At 75.0% G+C, this 20,920-nt stretch carries 12 protein-coding genes, 1 rRNA gene and 1 pseudogene; 4 read left to right on the top strand and 10 right to left on the bottom strand.

Features of this window, described 5'->3' with window-relative positions; genetic code table 11:
- Positions 1-359: 359 nt before the first annotated feature.
- The 4 genes from pgfA to V6U79_RS27090 all read right to left on the bottom strand — a co-directional run bounded on the left by pgfA (position 360) and on the right by V6U79_RS27090 (position 8,517).
- Positions 360-1,595, bottom strand: a complete 1,236-nt coding sequence (gene pgfA, locus V6U79_RS27075) for a cell envelope lipid trafficking protein PgfA (RefSeq protein ID WP_334531594.1) — start codon at positions 1,593-1,595, stop codon at positions 360-362.
- A gap of 69 nt (positions 1,596-1,664) precedes the next feature.
- Positions 1,665-2,513: a class I SAM-dependent methyltransferase gene (locus tag V6U79_RS27080; RefSeq protein ID WP_334616334.1), complete on the bottom strand. Its 849-nt coding sequence runs from the start codon at positions 2,511-2,513 to the stop codon at positions 1,665-1,667.
- Complete coding sequence (locus V6U79_RS27085; RefSeq protein WP_334616336.1) at positions 2,510-6,859, bottom strand: alpha-(1->3)-arabinofuranosyltransferase domain-containing protein; 4,350 nt, start codon at positions 6,857-6,859, stop codon at positions 2,510-2,512. Before V6U79_RS27085 ends, V6U79_RS27080 begins: the two co-directional genes overlap by 4 nt.
- Positions 6,856-8,517: a substrate-binding and VWA domain-containing protein gene (locus tag V6U79_RS27090; RefSeq protein WP_334616337.1), complete on the bottom strand. Its 1,662-nt coding sequence runs from the start codon at positions 8,515-8,517 to the stop codon at positions 6,856-6,858. Before V6U79_RS27090 ends, V6U79_RS27085 begins: the two co-directional genes overlap by 4 nt.
- A 257-nt stretch (positions 8,518-8,774) precedes the next feature.
- On the opposite strand from V6U79_RS27090, the gene V6U79_RS27095 reads away from it, so the two are divergent.
- Positions 8,775-9,938 (top strand): glycosyltransferase family 4 protein, encoded by a 1,164-nt coding sequence (locus V6U79_RS27095; RefSeq protein ID WP_334616338.1) that lies wholly within the window; start codon positions 8,775-8,777, stop codon positions 9,936-9,938.
- A 90-nt stretch (positions 9,939-10,028) separates the two neighbouring features.
- Here the strand turns inward: V6U79_RS27095 and V6U79_RS27100 are convergent, their stop codons facing one another.
- Together V6U79_RS27100 and V6U79_RS27105 are read right to left on the bottom strand one after the other, a co-directional pair.
- A complete protein-coding gene (locus V6U79_RS27100; protein WP_334531583.1) occupies positions 10,029-10,196 on the bottom strand; it encodes a hypothetical protein in 168 nt (55 codons plus the stop codon).
- Positions 10,193-11,911: an MmpA family trehalose lipid delivery protein gene (locus V6U79_RS27105; RefSeq protein WP_334616340.1), complete on the bottom strand. Its 1,719-nt coding sequence runs from the start codon at positions 11,909-11,911 to the stop codon at positions 10,193-10,195. The genes V6U79_RS27100 and V6U79_RS27105 overlap by 4 nt, the downstream gene beginning before the upstream one ends.
- 147 nt (positions 11,912-12,058) lie before the next feature.
- On the opposite strand from V6U79_RS27105, the gene V6U79_RS27110 reads away from it, so the two are divergent.
- Positions 12,059-14,479 carry a hypothetical protein gene (locus V6U79_RS27110; protein WP_334616341.1) on the top strand — a complete coding sequence of 807 codons (2,421 nt, stop codon included), beginning with the start codon at positions 12,059-12,061 and terminating at the stop codon, positions 14,477-14,479.
- A 21-nt stretch (positions 14,480-14,500) separates the two neighbouring features.
- Here the strand turns inward: V6U79_RS27110 and V6U79_RS27115 are convergent, their stop codons facing one another.
- The gene (locus tag V6U79_RS27115) at positions 14,501-15,256 is read right to left on the bottom strand and encodes an FkbM family methyltransferase (protein ID WP_334531575.1); all 756 of its coding nucleotides are present in this window, start codon (positions 15,254-15,256) and stop codon (positions 14,501-14,503) included.
- A gap of 182 nt (positions 15,257-15,438) precedes the next feature.
- Here V6U79_RS27115 and V6U79_RS27120 point away from each other — a divergent pair.
- A pseudogene (locus tag V6U79_RS27120) lies at positions 15,439-16,638 on the top strand (polysaccharide biosynthesis protein); the annotation flags it as partial.
- Between the two features lie 82 nt (positions 16,639-16,720).
- Here the strand turns inward: V6U79_RS27120 and nudC are convergent.
- Positions 16,721-17,638 (bottom strand): NAD(+) diphosphatase, encoded by a 918-nt coding sequence (nudC, locus tag V6U79_RS27125; RefSeq protein WP_334616344.1) that lies wholly within the window; start codon positions 17,636-17,638, stop codon positions 16,721-16,723.
- Between the two features lie 155 nt (positions 17,639-17,793).
- Here nudC and V6U79_RS27130 point away from each other — a divergent pair, with 155 nt between their 5' ends.
- A complete protein-coding gene (locus tag V6U79_RS27130) occupies positions 17,794-19,611 on the top strand; it encodes a VanW family protein (RefSeq protein WP_334616345.1) in 1,818 nt (605 codons plus the stop codon).
- A gap of 63 nt (positions 19,612-19,674) precedes the next feature.
- On the opposite strand, the gene V6U79_RS27135 is transcribed toward V6U79_RS27130, so the two are convergent.
- Positions 19,675-20,301, bottom strand: coding sequence for an NADPH-dependent F420 reductase (locus V6U79_RS27135; protein WP_334616346.1), 627 nt, complete (start codon positions 20,299-20,301; stop codon positions 19,675-19,677).
- Positions 20,302-20,700: 399 nt separating this feature from the next.
- Positions 20,701-20,817, bottom strand: a 5S ribosomal RNA gene (rrf, locus tag V6U79_RS27140).
- Positions 20,818-20,920: the final 103 nt, after the last annotated feature.

Here is a 20,920-nt window from a genome sequence, read left to right on the forward strand (position 1 = left end):
TCGGGGTGGGCCGGTCGGCTGGTGCGCGCCCCGTGCCGGACGGTGACACCTGTTACCGGCGAGTAACGAACGTGCGCCTGATGGTGCACCCAGTGAGGCGTGGGTCACAAGACCCCACTTACGGTTCCGTAGGTTACCGACGGCCCCGACACCCCCCGATCTCACGCTGAGTACAACAAGCCGCCGCACGAACCCCGGGATCAACCCTTCAAATAGGGCAATCCACTCGACGTCCAGTCACCGTCGGCATGCAAACCATCGACGCATCACGATTCAATAACAAGCGCCCGGGGTGACCGTGGAAACGCGAAGGGCGGGTCGGCACAAGCCGCCCCGCCCTTCGGTGACCCTGCCTCAGGTCAGCGCTTCTCCGCCTCGTCGTCGGCCACCCGCTGGGTCGGCACGGTCGGCTCGTCGTCGCCCGTCCGCTGGGTCGGGACGGTCGGCTCGTCGTCCGACTTCCAGTTCGTCGAGGCCGGCGGGATCTCGTCGCTCAACGGACCACCCGGACGGTCGACCGCGGGCTGCTCGGCGGTCGGCCGCTCCTCCTCCACGACCGGCTCCTCGTGCCGGGTGGGCGCGTCGACCGCGGCCGGGGCCGGCGCGGCGGCCGCCCGGTGCCGCGCCTCGCCGGCGACGGCGGGGGCACCCCGCCGGGCCACCAGCAGGCCGACGGCCAGCAGCAGCAGACCCAGCACGGCCAGGCCCACCGGCACGTAGACGCTGAGCAGCTGGAGCTTGCCCCGGCTGTCCTTCGCCCGGTCCACCGACGCCTTGATGGTCGCCTCGTTGTAGGCGAAGTCGGCGTCCAGCAGCGTGACCGGTGCGCCGACGTTCGGCGTGAGCACCTTCTTCTGCACCTCGCGGACCTTCAGGAACGACCCGGTCACCGGGTCCACCCAGACGGTGCGCTGGTTGCTGTAGACGACGGTGCCCTGCGTCGCCCCCGGCGCCGCCAGGGCGCCGACCAGCAGCCCGACCCGTTCCGCGGCGAGGTTCAGCGTCTCGTCCGTGATCACCTGCTCGAAGCGGTACGCCTCGACGCCCTCGATGTTCTCCGTACCGGCGAACTTGGCCGGCCGGACCGCCCGCAGGTCGCGGTCGAAGATCTCGTAGTCCCGCTTCTCGGTGTTGAACGGGAACTTGTACATCTGGCCCTTGAAGGCGACCGGGTCCTGCTCGCCGGCGTCGTCCAGCCAGGCCTGCTTCCACTCCACCGCCGCGCCGGATACCCGGTCCAGGGCGAGCTTGGCGCCGTACGCGCTGACCAGTTCCTTGTTGTCGGTCCGGTCCACGGTCTGGCCGACCTGCCAGACCACGGCCCTGCCGTCGAGGTCACCGTCGAGCTTCGCGGTGTCCTTCTTCGACGGGGTGACCAGCACGGTCGACCTGAGGTCGCCGTCGTTGACCTTGATGGACCCGTTGTTGATCTGGAGGAACTTCGCGTTGCTGGCTTCCGCCACCGACGTCGAAGGTTCCAGGTCGTACGGGAGCTTGGTCAACGCGGGGGCGACGACGAACACCAGCCCGGCGGCCAGCGCCAGGAGCAGTACGCCAATCCCGAACAGCACGGCACCAACGGCGCGGTGCTTCATGTTTCCTCCCTGGAGGAGCTCAATTTCGTCGTTGTCGATCGGTGAGATGGCCGCGAGGTTACTACCTGGTCACATGGCGACGCGACCCCCGGTCAGCTCTTGTTTTTCCGCCGCAGCCGGTTCTTCCCGCGTACCGACGGCTGCCGGCGGGGCACCTTCCGGCTGCCCGCCGGCCCGCCGCAGCACCAGCACGAAGTTCCACGAGGCGACCTCCCGGACCCCCGGCACCCGCACCACCCACCGCGCCCACCAGGGGTGGTAGCGGGGCAGCGCGTCGAGCACCTCGACCTGCCGGTTGCCCCGGGCCCAGCGCAGCGCGTCGGCGACGGAGACCGGGAAGAGCGTCTCCCGGTAACGGTTCTTCGGCGGGTGGCCCATCCGGCGCTCGTACCGCCGGCGGGCCCGCTCGCCGCCCAGCCAGTGCCAGGGTGCCGTCTCGTGCCCACCCCAGGGCGAGAGCCACGGGGTGAACGAGACGAACAGGACGCCCCCGGGTGCGGTCACCCGGGCCATCTCGTCCAGCATCCGGTGCGGCTCCGAGACGTGTTCCAGGACGTTCGACGAGAAGCAGACGTCCACGCTGCCGGTGCGCACCGGCAGCGCCGTACCGCTGCCCCGGAGCATCCCCTCGGCCGAGTCCGCCGCGGAGAAGTCCCCGACGTCCGGGTCCAGCCCGACGTAGTACGCGCCGGCCCCGCGGAAGGCCGCCGCGAAGTAGCCGGGACCACCGCCCACGTCCAGCACGGTCCGGCCGGCCAGCCCGGTGTAGCCGGAGACCTGGCGTACCGAGTCGTCGGCCAGCAGGCCGTAGAAGCGGTCGGGGTCGGTCTGCTCCACCAGGAACGCCTTGAACAGGGCCACCGAGCGACCCAGGGTGGCGAACCGGCGGCGGGCCGCCCGCCCCTGCTCTGCGGTCATCGCACTTCCGTCCCGTCCTCGTCCTCACCGGTGCCCGGCCGGGCGCCGGCCACCGGGCTCGTCACGCTCTCGGACGGATCATCGTCCACCCGCGACGGATCCGGCTCCGCACGGGGTGGGTCGACGTCCACCGCGGGTGGCTCGGCCGCGTCGACGGGGGTGCCGGGGACGGGCACCACCGCCGCGACCACCGCGCCGATCGCCACCAGCATCCCGGCCTGCACCCAGGTCCCGTACGCCCACTCCTGGCCGAGACCGCGCAGCCGGCCCGCGACCGCGGTGACCGTGGCCACCGCCAGCCCGCCGAAGACCACCACCGGCAGCGCCCGGCGGGCGAACTGGCGCAGCAGCATCGCGGCGATCACGATCGCCACCGGCAGCACCCCGCCCAGCGCGGCGAGCAGCACCACCAGCAGGGTGCCGATCAGCCAGGGCGGCCCCTCGGCCGGGATCGCCGCCCCGTCCTCCGGTCGGCGGCGCAGCGGCCAGGCGGCGAGCACCAGCACGCCGAGCGCCGCCGCCGCGCCGCCGGCCAGGCCGCCCCGGTAGGCGCGGTCCGGGCCGAACTCCAGCCGGACCTCACCGCCCGCGCCCGCCGGCAGCACCCACGCCTGCTGCCAGCCGTCGACCCGGGTCGCCGGTAACGCCCGTCCGTCCAGCGTCGCCGTCCAGCCGGCGTTCGCGTTCTCGGGTACGACCAGCAGCGCGCGCTCGCCCGCGCCGACCCGTACCCGGCGCTGCGTCGGCGCCCAGTCCCGCACCGTCACCTCCCGGTGCCGGGGCGCGGCGGTCGTCGCGCCGGTGGGCCGCAGGGTGGCGTCCTGCACCACGAACCCGGCCGAGGGCGAGGTGGCCAGGCGGTGACCGCCGGCGGGCAGGTCCACCACCGCCCCGGTGTCGCCGCAGAGGGTGACCGGCATCGGCCGGCCGGCGACCGCGTCGGCGACGGTGCCGGTGACCGCCGTGTCGTACCGGAAGCCGTCCAGCTCGACCATGGGGCCGGCGCCGCAGGGGGCGGTGAGCGGGACGTCCGGCCGCACCGGCCGGATCAGGCCGGCCAGGCCGGGGATCTCCACCTCGGCGATGCCGACGGTCGCCGTCCAGCCGTTGCCGCGCCGGTCGGCGATCCGGTCGGCCGTCCCGCGCACCACGATCTCCACCCGGTCGGTGCGCACCTTGGCGATGCGGACCAGCCCGTCCGCGCCGACCGGCACCACCTGGGTCCGGCCGCCGGCGCGCACCTCGACCTGGGTGGGCAGCGAGCCGACCGGCAGCTCCGCCGGGCGCAGTCGCAGCCGGTCGATCCGGCGCTGCCCCGACCAGCTCAGGGTGAGCGCGGGACGCAGGTCGCCGACGTCGGCGAGCCAGGCCGTCCCGGGGTCGCCGTCGACCGCCGCCCACCCGGCCACCGCGACGTCCCCCGCCAGGTACGACGAGGCGGCGGCGGTCACCCGCGTCCCGGCCGGTCGCAGCGCGCCACCCGGTCGGGCCACCGCCGTGAGCGTCAACTGGTACGTCCCCGGGCTCGTGCTGCGGAACAGCCGGTCCACCCCGAGCGGTTCCTCGCCGACCCGGGCCAGGAAGCGGTCGCACCGGATGACCGTGCCGGCCGCCCGGATGCCGTTCTGCCCGCCCGCGTCGGAGCCGACCGGGACGGAGCGGGACGGGGAGGTGGGTGCGGGGGCGGGGAAGCACGCGGGCCGGTTGGCCGACCCCCGGCTGAACGACCAGGAGACCGGGCCGCTGACCGCCGTGGGCAGGTCGGTCGGCACCCGCAGCGCCCGCCGGGGCGTGATCTCCGGGAGGGACAGTTCGCGGACGCCCACCCCACCGTCGAGCCGGCCCCCGGCCACCGCCAGCACGGTGATCCGGACCTTGCTGGTGGCACCGGGCAGCGTGTAGTACGTCTGCGCGCCCAGCCCGGGGGCGACGTCGTGGTCGACCGCTCCCCGGTCGGTGCTGATCCGGAACCGGGTCACCGGCCAGCCGACCCCGAGGTCGTCGACGAAGGAGAGCGAGACCCGCTGGACCTCGCGCGGGGTGTCCAGGTCGAGCTGGAGCCACTGCCCGACCGGCCCGGCCAGCGGCGCCGAACGCCAGGAGGTGCCGGCGTCCCCGTCGACCGCCGCGAACGGCAGGTGGGACGGGTCGGCGGGGGCCAGGTTGTCGACGAAGCTGGCCGCCGTGGAGGCGGTGACCTCGCGGATCCCCTGGTACGTGGCGAGGGTCTGGTGCCGGCGGCCGGAGAACGGCAGCAGGTCCAGCGCGACCCGCCCCTGCCGGCTCGCCTCGGCCGCGGTCAGCGTCTGGCTGAGGTTGTCGCGTACCCGGCCGATGTCCCGTTCCCGGCGGCGCAGCCCGTCGGTGACGATCCACCGGTCTCCGGTGGCCTCGACCGTCGCGTCGTCGGGCCGGTCGCCGGCGAGCACCACCGGGCGGTCCCGCTCCACCAGGCCCTGCTCCAGCAGCGGCAGCAGCGACTCCGGGCCGCCGCTGACCGTGGGCACGTCGGCGGTGAGCACCGCCGAGGCGAGCGGCACCGCACGGTCCACCTCGTAGATCTCGACGGCCGGCAGCGGACCGGCGTCGTCGTCGACCGGGCTGCCCGGCGCCCGCTCCACCGCGCCGGTGGTGCCGAAGGTGGCCACCCGGGCGATCCCCGGCGAGCCGGCCAGCGCGCGGCGCAGCACCGCCACCGGCGGCGCGTCCACCTGGGTCCGGTCGATGTCGTTGCGCAGCAGCAGGTGGCGGAAGCCGGAGCGGGCCAGGAAGTCGGCCAGCCCGGCGGAGCCACGCCCGTTGGCGAGGACGGTCTCGACGGTGTCCATCATCCGGGTGTTGCCGGCGGAGCCGAGCGGGATCTGGTGGCGTACCGCCCAGGGCGCCCCGGCCAGCGACTGCAACGGCTCGTCGACGGTGCGTCCCCAGTCGTACTGGCCGAAGCCGGAGCCCGGCACCACCAGGGTCCGGGCCAGGGCGTCCCGGTCGGCCAGGTAGGTGGCCGCGGCCCGCCAGTGCGGCGGCAGGTCCGACCAGCCGGGGCCGGGCCGCAGGAGACCCGTCCAGGCCGGCGCGGCGGCACCGACGACCAGCAGGAACACCGGTACGAACACCACCGGCCGCAGCCGCAGCCCGAGCCGGCGCCGGCGGGTGGCGGTGTGCAGCCGGGTGACCCAGGCGTCCACCCCGTGCGCGAAGCCGAGCATCAGCGGCAGTCGCAGCACCGGCTCCAGCTTGTGCACGTTGCGGAACGGGGCCAGCGGGCCGTCGAGCAGGTCCCGGACCAGTCCGGACAGCGGGCTGTCCAGGCTGCCGACGTAGCCCATGGTGAGCAGGGTCAGCCCGGTCAGGAAACCGAGCACCAGGAAGCGCCGCTCCGGCAGCAGGTTGCCGGCCAGGCCGGCCAGGCCGACCAGCGCCACCACCGCGGTCAGCGCCATCAGCACCGGGTGGTCGATCAGCAGCCACCCCGCCGGCCACCACGGGTCGCCCTGGACGATGTACGCCACCCACTGGTTGGTGCCGCGGACCGCCTGGAAGAGCGAGGCGACCGCGGTGGTCGTGGTGGACGACTCGATGTAGTCGAGGAACGGCAGGCTGTACTGGCCGAGCAGCAGCAGCGGGACGATCCACCACAGGCAGACCCCGACCACGCAGAGGCACCACCACGCGACCAGCCGCCGGTGCTGGCGGTCCCAGCGGCGGGAGAGCAGCCACACCCCGGGCAGCACCAGCGCGAGCAGCACCACTGCGGCGTTGATCCCGCCCATCCCGAGCACGGCCAGCGCGGAGAGTGCGGCGGCCCGGCGCGGGGAGCCGATGCGGTTCACCCGGACCAGCGGCAGCAGCACCCAGGGCAGCATCGCGGCGGAGAGGATCTCCGAGGAGAGCGCGCCGATCTCGGTGAGCATCCGGGGCGCGAGCGCGTAGCCGAGCGCGGCGGCGTACCGGGTGGGCTCGGTGCCGATCCGCATGGTGCGGGCCAGCAGCAGCAGGCCGTAGAACGCGGCGCAGAACAGCAGCGCGCACCAGAGCCGCTGGGTGATCCACGGCGGCACGCCGAGCAGCTGCCCGGCGGCGAAGAACGGGCCCATCGGGAAGAGATAGCCGTACGCCTGGTTCTGCAGCTCGCCGGAGGTGGCCTCCGGGTTCCACAGGTGCAGCGCCCGGGCCAGGAAGTGCACCGGGTTCGCGGCGAGGTCGAGCTTGGTGTCGAAGGTGATCTGGCCGGGGCGCTGGGCGAACGCGACGGCGGTGAGCAGCAGCAGGCAGAGCGCGGTGGCGGGGGCCTCCCGGACCGGCCGGGCCAACCGGCTCGCCACCCGCACCGGCAGCGTCGTGGTCACCGTCGGCACTCCGGCGGCAGGCAGCTCAGGTCGGCCAGCGCGGAGAAGAAGATCTGCCGCATCCCCTTCGGCTGGGCGGTGCGGAACACCTGACCGCCGGTGACCTTCGCGATCGCGTTCAGCTCGTCCGGGTCGACGTCCGGGCCGAGCCCGATGAAGACGACCGGCAGCGGCCGGCGCGGGTCCTGGAGGGCCTTCAACTCGGTGAGGAACTTGCCCCGGCCGATGCTGTCGGTGTCCTCGTTGCGACCGTCGGTCATCACCAGCACCAGGTTGATCCGTCCGGGGGTCCAGTGCCGCCGGGCGTCCCGGTACGCGGCGAGCGTGGTGTCGTAGAGCCCGGTGCCGCCCTTCGGCTTCACCTTGACCTCAGCCAGCCGCTGGGCCACCGCGGCCCGCTGGGCGCGCAACGGCCGGACGGGGAGGATCTCCCGGTAGTCCCGGTCGCCGTCCACCTTCGTGGCGAAGACCCAGATGCCCAGCTCGCTGTTGTCCAGCAGCAGCCCGGCGCCCTCCCGGGCGGCGGCGAGGGTGGCGTCGAGCCGGGTGCCGCCACCGGGCACCCGGGCGGCCATCGACCCGGAGATGTCCAGCACGGTGAGGATCCGGGCGCTGCGCTGCACACCGCTCCACCCGGTCAGCGCCTCGGTGACGGTCTCCTCGCCGGGCAGCGGCACCGGCTCACGTACGTCCGGGCTGAGCCGGCGGTCCCGCGGCACCGCCGGCGGGTAGCCGGCCGCGGTGCGGAAGCCGTACCCGGTCAGCACCTCCCGGGAGGCGCTGGCGAGCAGGTCGGTGAGGAAGCCCGCCGCCGCGTCGCGGACCGCGTCCCGGGCGGCCGGCAGCACCACGTACGGCAGGTCGAGGGAGGGGACGGCGACCTCCGGGTACGCGGCGACGAGCTTGTCCGCGCCGGCCAGCGCGTTGTGCCCGAGCACCGCCTGCTCGGTGGTGGCCACCGCCTCCGCCTTGCCGGGGAGCCCGCCGGACGGGGGCAGCGCGGCGGCCGTACCGCCGGGGCTGAAGGTCCGGCCGGCCAGCCGGCGCAGCGTCCCCGCCACCGCGCCGCCCGGGTCACGTTCCCCGGCGGCCAGCGCGCGGACGCCGAGCAGCGCGCCCACCCCGGCGGGGTCGACGGCCGGGTCGGGCAGCCCCACCTTGACCTTGGTGGCCTTCGGCCCGATCAACGATTTCCAGGTCGGTGGCCGGCGCGGCCAGCCGGACCGGCGGGCCACCGGCTCGGTCACCGCCAGCACGACCGGGGTGCTGGCGACCGAAGTGCCCTGGCCGGGCACCTCGAAGGCGCCGGCCGCGCGGGCGCGGCGCAGCCAGAACGTCGACTCCGGCAGCCAGGCGTCCGCCGCGTCGACGCCGTTGGCCAGCTCGGCGGCGACCGCGTCGGACTCCCGCGACTCGACCGCGATGGAGACGCAGGGCTGCCGGCCGACGGCGGCGCGGGCGATCCGGTCCACCGCCGGGGCGACCACCGGGGCGGCGGCCACCCGCAGGCGTACCTGCCCGGTGCAGCTCGGCGCGGTGCGCTCGTCGCGCAGCCAGGCGTACCCGCCCCAGCCGACCAGCAGCAGCACCAGGGCGGCACTGAGCAGCACCACCGGCGATCGCCGGGTGAGGGACCGCACCGACACGTCGCGCACCACGGCCGCCTCCCCTCTCGTCGTTCGCCCGTCGGCATCGACCTGCCGCAGGTCACGGGTGTCGCGGGCGGTCCGGCCGGTGTGTCCACCGGCCCCGCATGGTTCCGCGCTGACACACCCTGCCAAGCTTTCGGGTCCCCGGCAAACCCCCGTCCGCGGAGCTTTATCCGATCGTCGCTGCCGACACGACCCATTGCGTACGCGGGCCGCGCCGCCCTAGGGTGGCGCGATCGTGCCGCTTACTGACCGGTAGGAGCAGCGTGGACGACTCCAGCAGCACCACCGCTCGCCACGTGCTGTTCCTCAACTGGCGCGACACCGCCAACCCCGAGGGCGGCGGCTCGGAGGTGTACATCGAGCGGATCGCCGCCGAACTGGTCGCGGCCGGTCACCGGGTGACGCTGCTCTGCGCCGCCCACGCCGACGGCGCGCCGGAGGAGACCAACTCCGACGGCGTGCGGGTGCTGCGCCGCGGCTCCCGGCACACCGTGTACGCCCGCGCGGCGCTGACCTACCTGGCCGGCCGGTTGGGGCTGGGCCCGCTGGGCCGGCGTCGGCTGGGCCTGCCCGACCTGGTGGTGGACGTCTGCAACGGGGTGCCCTTCTTCTCCCCGCTCTACGCCGGCCGGCCGGTGCTCGCCCTGGTGCACCACGTGCACCGGGAGCAGTGGCCGGTGGTCTTCGGCGCGGTGATGTGCCGGTTGGGCTGGTGGATCGAGTCGTGGTTGGCGGTGCGCCTCTACCGCCGTTGCCGCTACGTCACGGTCTCCGAGGCGAGCCGCGCGGAGCTGGCCCAGCTGGGGGTGGACGCCACCCGGATCGAGGTGGTGCCGAACGGCACCCCGCCGGTGACCGGCCCGGCGCTGCCCCGCACCGACCACCCGTCGTTGCTGGTGCTGGGCCGGCTGGTCCCGCACAAGCGGGTGGAGATCGCGCTACGTACGGTCGCCGAGCTGTCCGCGGAGCTGCCCGACCTGGAGCTGGTGGTGGCCGGTCAGGGGTGGTGGGAGGCGCCGTTGCGGGAGCTCAGCGACGCCCTGGGCATCTCCGACCGGGTGCGCTTCACCGGTTTCATCAGCGAGCAGAAGAAACACGAGGTGCTCTCCTCCTCCTGGCTGGCCCTCACCCCGTCGCTGAAGGAGGGCTGGGGCCTGACCATCGTGGAGGCCGCCGCCCGGAGCACCCCGACGATCGCGTTCCGCTACGCCGGGGGCGTCGCCGAGGCGATGGTCGACACCGAGACCGGCCTGCTGGTCGACGACGAAGCGGAGTTCACCGCCCGGGTGCGGGAACTGCTCGCCGACGACGTGCGCCGCAAGGCGATGGGCGAGGCGGCGCTGGCGCACGCGGCCCGTTTCACCTGGACGGCGACCGGGGCGCGCTTCGCCGAGTTGGTCGGCCGGCTGACCGCCGCCCGCCGGTAGGCCCACCGCCGCCGGGCGGGGGCGCGACGCCCGACGGTGGATACGCGACCGGGGCGCCCGCGGTCAGCGGACGCCCCGGTCGACGGTGGTTCAGCGCGTGCCGTACAGAGTGCTCTCGGAGCCCTGCTCACTCACCGAAGTGCTGTTGAGCGCCTCCTGGGCGGACGGACTGAGCGCATTCGCCAGACCGACGGCGCCGAGCAGGCCGAGCACGACCCCGAGTACCCCGACGGCGACGAACGCGGGCAGGTTCCTCATCCACCTTCTCCTTCCGCGGGACTCGCGTCCCGGGACGCTACCACGCGCCGGAGCACCCGCGCAGTGCCCGAAAAACCGATGGCCACGACCACCGTTCCGGCCACCAGGTGGGCCCACCCGACCGGGCCGGGACCGGGCTGCGGCGCGGGGGCCACCCAGGCCGGATTCTCGTAGAGGGACAGCTCCGGTCCGGCGTGCGCCAGCCGCAGCCCGGCCAGCGCCGTCACCGGCACCGGCGGCCCCGCCGCCCGCTGCACCAGCACCCAACGCACGGCGGTGCCGGCCACCGGACGACCGGCGGCGAGCAGCTCGCGCACCCGGGCCGCGCGCGGGTCCTCCCCGCCGACGGCGACGTCCCCCACCCGCAGGGTGTCGTCGATCAGCACCGGCGCGGCCAGATAGCGGGGGGCCGGGTCGATCACCACCCGCCCGTCGTTCCAGGCGTACCGCTGGTACTCCTGGAACGGCAGCGAGACCACCTCCCCCGGCCGGTCGGCCACCTGCCGCGCCACCACCGCCCAGTCCGCCGGGTAGCGGACCGGGGTCAGCCGGCCCAGCGCCCCGAAGGCCAGGTCGGGCAGGAGCGCGACCGGCAGCAGCGCCGCGCCGACCAGCAGCACCCCGCCGGTGGTCCGGTCGAACCGCGCGGCCAGCCGGTCGGCGAGCCGTTCCGCGCCGAGCGCCCCGGCCACCGCCAGCGCCAACGCGTACGGGACGAGCAGCTTCTGACCGTCGCGGACGAGCCCTCCCCCGGGCGCGGTGTCGACCAGCCAGCCGAGCAGCGCGGCCCCACCGGGCAGCACGCCGAGCGCCGCCACCAGCCACGACCCGACGGCCAGCAGCCCGAACCGCCCGACCGCGCCCGCCGGCCAGCGCCGGCGCAGCAGGGGCACGCCGTACCCGGCGAGGAGCAGCAGCAGCGCGGTGGCCAGCGGCACCACGGCGACCTGGCGGGACACCGGCACGGTCAGGGCGTTCCAGATCCCGCCGGTGCCGGCCAGCGCGACCAGCGACCCGCCCCAGTTCTCGGCGCGGGCGGCGAACGCCGGCACCCCGGCCGGGTCGGAGCGGCCGCCGGTGGCGCTGCCCAACCCGGCCACCAGCCACGGCGCGTTCAGCAGCACCGTCGCCGCGACCGCCGTTCCGGCCCGCCGGAGCGCCCCCGCATACCGGCCGGGCAGCAGCACCAGCACCGCCACGAGGGCGATCAGCCCGCCGGTCGGGGTGATCGCGGAGACGGCGGCGGCCAGCAGCAGCCGGGGCAGCGCCCCGGGCCGGGCCGCGCGCACCCCCAGCGCCGCCGCCACCAGCCAGGGCAGCATCGCGTACGCCAGCAGCAGCCCCCACTGCCCGATCAGCAGCCGCTCGGCCAGGTACGGCGTCCAGGCGTAGCCGAGCGCGGCGACCACTCGGACGGCGGTCCGGTCGGTGGGCACCAGCCGGGCGGCGCCGAGCACGGCCAGCCAGAGGATCGCCGCCAGCACCAGCCGTTGCAGCAGCCAGCCGGGCATCAGCTGGGTGGCGAGCGCGACCACCGCGTCCTGCGGCACCGCCCGGGGCAGCGCCGAGGCCGGAGCGATCAGCTCCCAGCTCAGCGCCGACCGGGGCACGAAGACCATGTCGTAGCGGAGCACGTACCCGGGCAGCGCGAGCGGCGCGAGCACCACCGCCGTCACGGCGGCGGCCACGCCGTGCGGCACCAGCCGTTCCCGCATTCCTCGACCTCACCTGCCTGCCGGGCGCGACCCGGGCCGCGCTGGTGTGGCGGCCACTGTACGCGGCGTCCAGCCGGCCCGGGCCACCCGCGAACCACCCGTTGACCTGATGGGACGTCCGCCGACCGGTGTGGCAGTCTTCCCGCCATGGCATCGACCGGCGCTACCCCCACCACCGACCGGAGCGGCCTCCTCGGCGGCTGGACCCGGGTCCACCCGGTCCGGGCGGTGGCCGTGGCGATGATCCTGGTCAGTCTGGTCTGGCGGGCCCAGCTCGCGTCCCGCGGTCACCTCGCGGTCGACGACTGGGTGCTGATCGCCCGCGCCGCGGAGTCCGACCTGACCCCGGGCTTCCTGCTGACCCTCTACAACAACCACTTCATGCCGGCGGCCCTGCTGGTCACCTGGCTGGTGACCCGCGCCGCCGGCATCGCCTACTGGCCGTACGTGCTGCTGCTCACCGCCGCCCAGGCGGTGCTGGCGATCAGCTTCGCCCGGCTGCTGCGCACCCTGGTCCGCCCCGGCTGGGCGCTGCTGGTGCCGCTGGCGGTGTTCCTGTTCAGCCCGCTCACCCTGGAGGCCACCTCCTGGTGGGCGGTCGGGGTGAACATGCTGCCGATGCAGATCGCCATGGTGCTCGCCATCGGCGCCCAGCTCCGGTACGTCCGCACCGGCCGGCGGCGGCACCTGGCGACGCTGGCCCTGGCGGTGCTGTTCGGGCTGCTCTTCTTCGAGAAGGCGCTGCTGGTGGTGCCGCTGGTCTTCCTGTTCACCGCGTTCCTCCTCGTCGGTGGCCCGCCGGTACGCGCGGTGCTGACCACGGTCCGCCGCTACTGGCCGTCGTGGCTGGTGCTGACCGTGCTCTCGCTGGGCTTCCTCGCCCTCTACGGATCCCGGGCGGAGTCGTCGGTGCGCCGGCCGGACTCGCTGGGCGAGGTGTTCTCGTTCCTGTGGCAGCTGCTCGGCTCCACCGTCGTGCCCGGTCTGCTCGGCGGGCCGTGGCGCTGGCTGCCGGCCGGCGACGGCGCGCCGGTGACCGCCCCGCCGGAGCTGGGCCGCTGGGTCGCCTGGGCGGCCTTCCTGGTGCTGGTGGTGGTGACCGTACGGCTGCGCCGGGTCGCCGGGCGGGCCTGGCTGCTGCTGGCCTCGTACCTGACCCTGGTGACCGCGCTGCTGGGCGCCACCCGGCTCGGCTCGATCTACAGCGACGTCGCCGGGGCCGTCCCGCGCTACGTCAGCGACGTCGTGGTGGTGGCCGCGCTCTGCATCGGCGCAGCCCTGCTGGGGCTGCGGTCCGCGCCGGACCGCTTCGCGACCGCCGGGGCGGCGTCGCCCGACCGGGACGGTGACCGCCCGACGGGACCGGACGACGACACCCCGACGACCGGGGTGGCGGGAACGCCGGACGACGAGGCCCGGGAGCCGGCGGGCACCGCCGCCGGGGCGGCGGGCGACCCGAGGCGCGCGACGGACCCGGACCGGGCCACGGCGGGGACGAGCGCGGGAACCACCACCACCGCCGGGCAGCCGGCCGACGACCCGGCGGACACCGGCGACGAGCCCGCGCCGGTCGAGGCGCCCGCGCCACGGGTCACCGTCCCGGCCGCCGCCTACCGGGGCCACGGCGTCATCCACGCCGAGTACGACGACGACGAGCTCCCGGCGCCGGGCCGCCCCCAGGCGGCGCGGCCCTTCGACACCCCGCCCCAGCGCCCGTCGGCGTCGGCCACCGCGGCCGTACCCGCCCCGCCGGCCACCGGCGGACCGGAGCGGCCGGCCACCGGCGCACCCGGCCACCCGGGGACGCCAGCCGACGACCCGGAACACCGGCCCGTTCCGGTCGGCGCGCGGGGCGCCCTGCCGATCTTCGGTGACCGCGACCCGGACGACCCGCCGCCGCCCGCCGTGCTGGCACGCCACCGGGAGGCGGTCTCCGCCGGCCTGGCCCTCGCCCTGGTCGCCGGTGGTCTCGGCACCGCCTGGACGACGGCCCGGTTCGGTGACGAGTGGGCGGTGAAGAGCGGCCGGACCTACCTGGACACGGTCCGGGCGGAGCTGGCCGCCGCGCCCCCCGGCACGGTCTTCTTCGACCAGACGGTCCCGGGGGACGTGGTGCCGGCGCTCTCCGGCCCCTACAACCGCCAGTCGCACTTCTTCCGCGCCCTGCCCGACGGGCCGGTCTTCGTCACCGAGGCGGAGACGCCGTCGCTGCTCGACCGGACCGGCCGGATCACCCCGGTCACCATCAACGGCCCGACCGTGCAGCCCGGGCCCGAGCAGGCCTGCGGCTGGAAGGTCGCCGACGGCGAGACGGTGCGGATGCCGCTGAGCGGGCCCCGGGACGACTGGTTCTGGGTGGTCCGGATCGGCTACCTCAGCTCCGGCGACACCACCGCCACCTTCCGGCTGGGCGACACGGAGAAGCGGTTCCCGGTGAAGACCGGGCTGCACCAGATCTTCTTCGAGTTCACCGGCGGTGGGGACACCGCCGAGTTGAGCCTCGCCGACCCCGACGTCACCCTCTGCACCAACGAGGTCGCGGTCGGCACCCCGACCCCACAGCAGTGACCGGCCCGGACCCGGGCGGGCTCACTCCGGGCGGAAGAGCACCGAGTTGACGTACCGGGGGCGGGGCCAGAGGACCCGGCGGGCGAAGCTCTGCCCCACCCGGGCGATCGCCTCGCGCTGGTGCCGCCCGAGGTCGAAGTCGGCCAGCGGCACCCAGGTACGCCCCGGCAGCACGTACCCCCGGTAGCCCCAGCCGGTGAGCAGCTCCAGCAGCGGCTCGACCGGCTGGATCCGCTCCTCGACCTCGACGAGCAGCACCGGCCGGTCCCGGCGGATGGTCTCCGCGCCGCCGCGCAGCGCGGGCAGCTCGTGCCCCTCGATGTCGAGCTTGACGAAGCGCACGTCGGTGAGGCCGAGGGAGTCCAGGGTGATCCGTGGCACCCGCAACGGGTCACCCTGCCCGGGATCCTCCAGCGAGGAGGTGCCGACGATCGCGCCGCCGTCGGGGAGGTAGAGCTCGGCGGTGCCCTCGTGGTCGGAGACGGCGGCCTCGACCACCTCGACGGCGGGAAACGCGGTGCGCAGCTGCCGGGCCAGCGGGGGCGTCGGCTCGACGGAGACGACCCGGTCGGCGCGACGCAGCAGCCGGGCCGTCCACGGGCCGTACCAGGCGCCCACGTCGAGGGCGGTGCCGCCGCGCGGGACGAAGTCGGCCAGCCGGGCCAGCTCCGGCTCCACCCGGGGATAGACCAGCCGGATCCCGTCCGCCACCCACCGCTCGGGGAGCTTCGCGGCCAGCCCGGAGGTCGCTGCCGCGGTCACGTTCGTCGACGCCATGGGGCAGCACACTAGACCGTTCCCGGCGGCGGGGGCAGGGGTCACGGGTGCGGGGCTGACGAGCCGGTCGGTCGACCGGTACCGTCTCCTGGTTCGGGCCGGGGCGGTCCCGGCCGCACACCGGCCGCGGCGGGCACGGCCCGCGCCGGCAGAGCAGCGCAGCGCAGGCGACCCGGGGCGGCATGACACAGACGATCGGCAGGGATTCCGGCGCGGCCCGGCTCGGCGCCGCCGGCGCCGCCGTCACCGTGGCCACCACCCTGACCAACGCGCTCGCGTACCTGGTCCCGGTGCTGGGCGCCCGCCGGTTGGCCGCGGCGGAGCTGGGCGCGCTGGCCACCGTGCTGGCGCTGGCCGCGATCGCGGCCGTACCCGGCTTCGGCCTGCAGATCGCCGTCGCGGTGCACCGGGCGCGGCACGGCGCCACCCGCACCGGCCGGCTGGCACTGGTCACCGCCGCCCTCACCGCCGGGGCGACGGTGGTGGCGGCGCCCCTGCTGACCGTGCTGCTGCGGCTGCCGGTGGCGCTGACCCTGCTGCTCGCGGCGACCACGTTCGCCACCGTGCTGGCCGGCCGCTGGCTCGGTGAACTCCAGGGCGACCAGCGCTTCCTGCGCCTCGCCGCGGCGATGACCGTGCTCGCCGTCGGCCGGTACGGCGGTCTGGTCGCCGGCCTGGCGCTGGGCGGCGGCGCGGTCACCGCGCTGGCGCTCGCCGCGGTCACCGGCCTCCTCGCCCTGCCCGTGCTGGCCCGGCTCGCCGCCGGTGCCGGCGCCGCGCCGGACCCGGGCCCGCCGGGCGGCCGCGACCTGCGCCCCACCCACGTGATGACCGCGTGCGCGGCCACGCTGGCGATGCTCACCATCTCGTACGCGGACCTGATCCTGGCCCGGCAGCTGCTCCCGGCGGCCGGCTCCGGCGCGTACGCGGTCGGCGCGGTGCTCACCAAGGGGGCGCTCTGGGCGCCGCAGGTGGTGACCCTGCTGGTGCTGCCCCGGCTCGCCCGGGGTGACCGGCGGGCCCGCGCGTCGGGGCTGGCGCTGATCCTCGCCTGCGGGGCGGCACTGGTGACGGCCGCCACGCTCGGCGGGGAGCTGGCGTTCCGGCTGGCCGGGGGCGCCGACTACCTGCACCTGGCGGGCCAGGCCCCGCTCTTCGCCGCCACCGGGGCGCTCTACGCGGTGGTCTTCATGCTGGTCAACGACCGGGTGGCCAGCGGTGCCCGGTTCCCCGCCGCGCCGCTGTGGGTGGCCACCGCCGGCCTGACCGGTGCGGCCCTGCTGGTCGCCCCGCGCACGGTCGAGGGGGTCCTCGCCTGCGCCCTGGCCACCGCCGCGCTGACCGCCGCCGTGATGACCTGGCTGGCCTTCCGCCCCCGTCCCTGACCACCGGACCCGGCCGGCTCGCCCTCGCCTCGCGGGGGCGTCCCCGGGCCGGGACACCCCGACGCCGCGCCCCCGGCCGTCAGTCGGCGGCGGCGAGCCAGTCGCCGAGCAACTGGTGGTCGATCGAGTCGACCCGGCCCAGGGGCCGGCCGGCGGCGACCCGCTCACGCAGCTCGTCCCGGGTGAACCAGCGCGCCTCGAGCAGTTCCACGCCGTCGACCCGCACCTCCTCGGTGGCGGCGGTTGCCCGGAAGCCGACCATCAGCCCGGCCGGGAAGGGCCACGCCTGCGAGCCCTGGTACGCCAGTCCGGCGACGCTCACCCCGGCCTCCTCGGCCATCTCCCGCCGGACCGCGTCCTCCAGGCTCTCGCCCACCTCGACGAACCCGGCGAGCGTCGAGTACGCCCCCTCCGGCGCGCCGGCGTGCCGGGCCAGCAGGCAACGGTCCGGGCTGCCGGGCGCCTCCACCAGCACGATGACCGCCGGTTCGATCCGGGGGAAGATCAGCCGGCCGCAGCGCGGCGCCGCGCAGGCCCGCACGTGCCCACCGTCACGCGGCCGGGTGGCCGCCCCGCAGCTGCCGCAGTACCGCTGCTGACGGTGCCAGTGCAGCAGGCCCCGCGCGTACGCCTGCACCGCGGCCTCGGCCGGGCGGAGCCGGCTCACCAGCGCCCGTACGTCGGCCGTGCCGGCGGCGCCGGTGAGCGCCACGGCGTCGGCCTCGGCGCGCTCGGAGAGGTCCACGGCGAAGACCGGCGTCCCGTCCTCCAGGCCGAGGAGGACGGTCTCGTCGGCGGCGGCGAGCGCCCCGGCGGCGTCGGCCCCGGTGAGCCGTACGGGTGCCTGCGCGGCGGAGACCAGACAACGGTCCCGCCACAGGGGCAGCACCACCGCCGTCGGGTCGGTCAACCGCGCGGAGACCCACTCCGGGTCGGCGCGCAGCGCCCCGGCCCGGTCCAGCCAACCGCCCCCGTACGCCAGCACCCGATCGCTCACCCGGACACCGTGCCACGAACACTCCGGAAGCGCCGCACCGGACCCGACACGCGGGGGCGAGGATGGCCGAGCGCACGGTGTCGCCCGGACCGGGCGACGGCTACCGTAGGTGTCTCCCTGGGGGAGCAAGAACTCTGTGGTACATCCCGATCGAGGTGGCTGTGACCCTGTACGGCGACAAAAGTCTCTCCGACGACCGGCCAACGGTGCAGGTCACCGCGGTTTCCTGGCCGGGCGAGGACGAGCAGGCGGGCAAGTCCGCCGGCTCGGGCCGGGGTCCCGGGTCGTGGTCACGACGCGCCCGCGTCCTGCTCGCCGGCGTGCTGGCCGCCGTGGTGCTGGCCGGCGTCGGCGGCGCGGCGGCGTGGGCGTACGCCGGTGACGTGCCGCGCGGCACGACGGTGCTCGGCGCGGAGCTCGGCGGCCGGAGCCGGACCGAGGCGGCCCGGGAGCTCCGGACCGAGCTGGACCGGCGGTCCGCCACCCTGAACGCCCCGTTCACCGTCCTCGTCGGGGAGAAGGAGGCGCAGCTCACGCCGGCGGAGGTCGGGCTGGCGGTGGACGTGGACGCGACCGTGGCGGCGGCGGCCGAGGCGGAGGCGGGCCCGACGGGCCGGCTCTTCGGCTCCCGCGAGGTGAAGCCGGTGGTCACCGTCGACGCGGCCCGGCTCGACGCGAAGCTGCGCGAGATCGTCGGCAAGCAGGGCCGCGAGATGACCATGCCGGCGATCATCTTCACCGGCACCACCCCGAAGCCGGTCTACCCGAAGCCGAGCCTGGCGCTGGACCCGGAGCGCTCCACCGAGGTGGTCCGGGACGGCTGGCTGGCGGGGCAGCCGGTGACGGTGCCGCTGGTGGAGAAGCACCCGGCGACCACCCGTGAGGAGGTCGACCAGCTCGTCACCGAGCTGGCACGGCCGGCGGTGGCCGCCCCGGTCACCCTGAGCACCGACAAGGGTAAGGTCACCATCCCGCCCGCCGCGATCGCCCGCGGCCTGCGGTTCTCGGCCGACGACGCCGGCAAGCTCACCCCCCGGGTCGACGTCAAGCGGCTCCGCGCCGCCCTCGGCGACCGGCTGGCGGCGATCGAGGTGGCGCCGAAGGACGCCGGGCTGACGATCGCGGGCGGCAAGCCGAAGGTCGTACCGGGTCGTGCCGGTAAGCAGGTGGACTCCGCCGCGCTCGGCCGGGACCTGCTCGCCGTCCTGCCGAAGTCGGACGGGCGGACGGTCACCGCCACGCTCAAGACGGCCGAGCCGGAGCTGACCGAGGCGAAGCTGGCGGAGCTGGGCATCAAGGAGCGGGTCTCCACCTTCTCCACCCGCTTCCCCGGCGGGCTCTCCTCGCCGCGCAGCCAGAACATCATCCAGGCCGCCAAGGACGTGGACGGCACGATCGTCGAGCCGGGGAAGACCTTCTCGCTCAACGGGCACACCGGCGAGCGGGGCTACGACCAGGGCTACAAGGACGCCCCGGTGATCCTGGGCGGCAAGCTGGTGCCGGGCGTGGGTGGCGGCGTCTCGCAGTTCACCACGACGCTCTTCAACGCCAGCTACTACGCCGGCCTGGAGGACGTCGAGCACAAGCCGCACTCGTACTACTTCAGCCGGTACCCGGCGGTCATCGAGTCGACCATCTTCTGGCCGGACCTGGACTTCAAGTTCCGCAACAACACCCCGTACGGGGTCCTGATCGACACGTCGTACACCTCGAACACGATCACCGTGTCGATGTGGAGCACGAAGATCTACGACAGCGTGAAGACCGAGTACGGCCCCCGCCGCAACATCACCCAGCCGAAGACGGTCTACCTGGAGCCCGGCCCGAAGTGCATCGCCGCCGTGGGCAGTGAAGGCTTCACCCAGGACGCCTTCCGGGTGATCAAGAAGGACGGCAAGGTCGTCAAGCGGGAGAAGTTCACCTGGACCTACGACGCCGAGCCCAAGTTCATCTGCGGCCCCGAGCCGTCCTGACCCCGGGCACGAAGAAGCCCCGCCGGCTGGTCGCCGGCGGGGCTTTCCTTTTGGGTTACGACGTCAGGGTCGCGCCTCGGCCAGGCCCTGCCGTACGCCCTCGGCGTTCCGGTCGGTGCCGTAGACCGGTGTGTCCGGCTGTTGCCGCCAGCTTCCGTCCAGCGTCCCGGCGTCGACCGGGTCAAAGCCGAGCGAGTCGACCAGCTCCATCACCAGTTGCTTCGCGTCGGCGTCGTCGCCGGCCACGGGCAGTCCGATCCGGTCGGCCGAGCCGGCCGGGCGGCCGTTCTCCATCAGGTGCGCCGCCTGGATGTTGTTGAACGCCTTGACCACCCGGGCGCCCTTGAGGTGCTCGGCGGTCCAACGGCTGGAGCTGAGGCTGCGGTCCAGCAGCTCGGGGATGTCACCGTCGCGCTCGGGGTAGTAGTTGTTGGCGTCGACGACCAGCTTGCCGTCGAACAGTTCGGCGGGCAGCGCCGGCACGGCCAGCAGCGGGATCGCCACGATCACCACCTCGGCGTCGCGCACCGCCTGCTCCAGGGTGCCGGCGGTCGCGCCGGTCTCCTGCGCCAGATCGGTGAGGCTCTCCGGGCCCCGCGAGTTCGCCACCGTCACGTCGTGGTCGAGGCCGCGCAGCCGCCGGGTCAACGTCCCACCGATGTGCCCCGAGCCGATGATTCCGATCTTCATGACACTCCTGCCTCCGCCGGTCCCGACGGTCAGTTCCGGTCGTACCGTCAGCAGGTACCCCGACCGGTCCGCCCCGATTGCGGACGAGGGCGTACACCACGTCACGTTTCGCCATCACCCTGAGGGACACGTCGGCAGACGGCCCCGCCACGACGGTACCGACCCGGAGCCGGGCGCCCGGCCCGATTCGCCGATCGCGGCCGGTCTTTCCCGACGGCCCGCCCCACGCTCCGCAGGCCGGGCCGCCCGGGTGCTCCCGCCTCCCCCAGCCCATCCCCACGGGGCCGGCCCGGCCGGCCCGCTTCCGGGGGCTCTCCGCGGCTCGACAGCAGCTCCTCAGAGTGTTCTGAAAACGCATTCAGGCCCACCCCGTATGGGGTGGGCCTGAATGGAATGGTTGTCCGGCGGCGTCCTACTCTCCCACACCCTCCCGAGTGCAGTACCATCGGCGCTGGAGGGCTTAGCTTCCGGGTTCGGAATGTTACCGGGCGTTTCCCCTCCGCCATGACCGCCGTAACTCTATCGACTTGTCAAACACCCAACCCACATGGTGGGGGTGTTCGTTTGTCGGGAGTTGCACAGTGGACGCGTAGCTTCTTTGTAGTCAAGTCCTCGGCCT

It is taken from the genome of Micromonospora psammae (assembly GCF_036902725.1).
Classification (GTDB): Bacteria; Actinomycetota; Actinomycetes; order Mycobacteriales; family Micromonosporaceae; genus Micromonospora.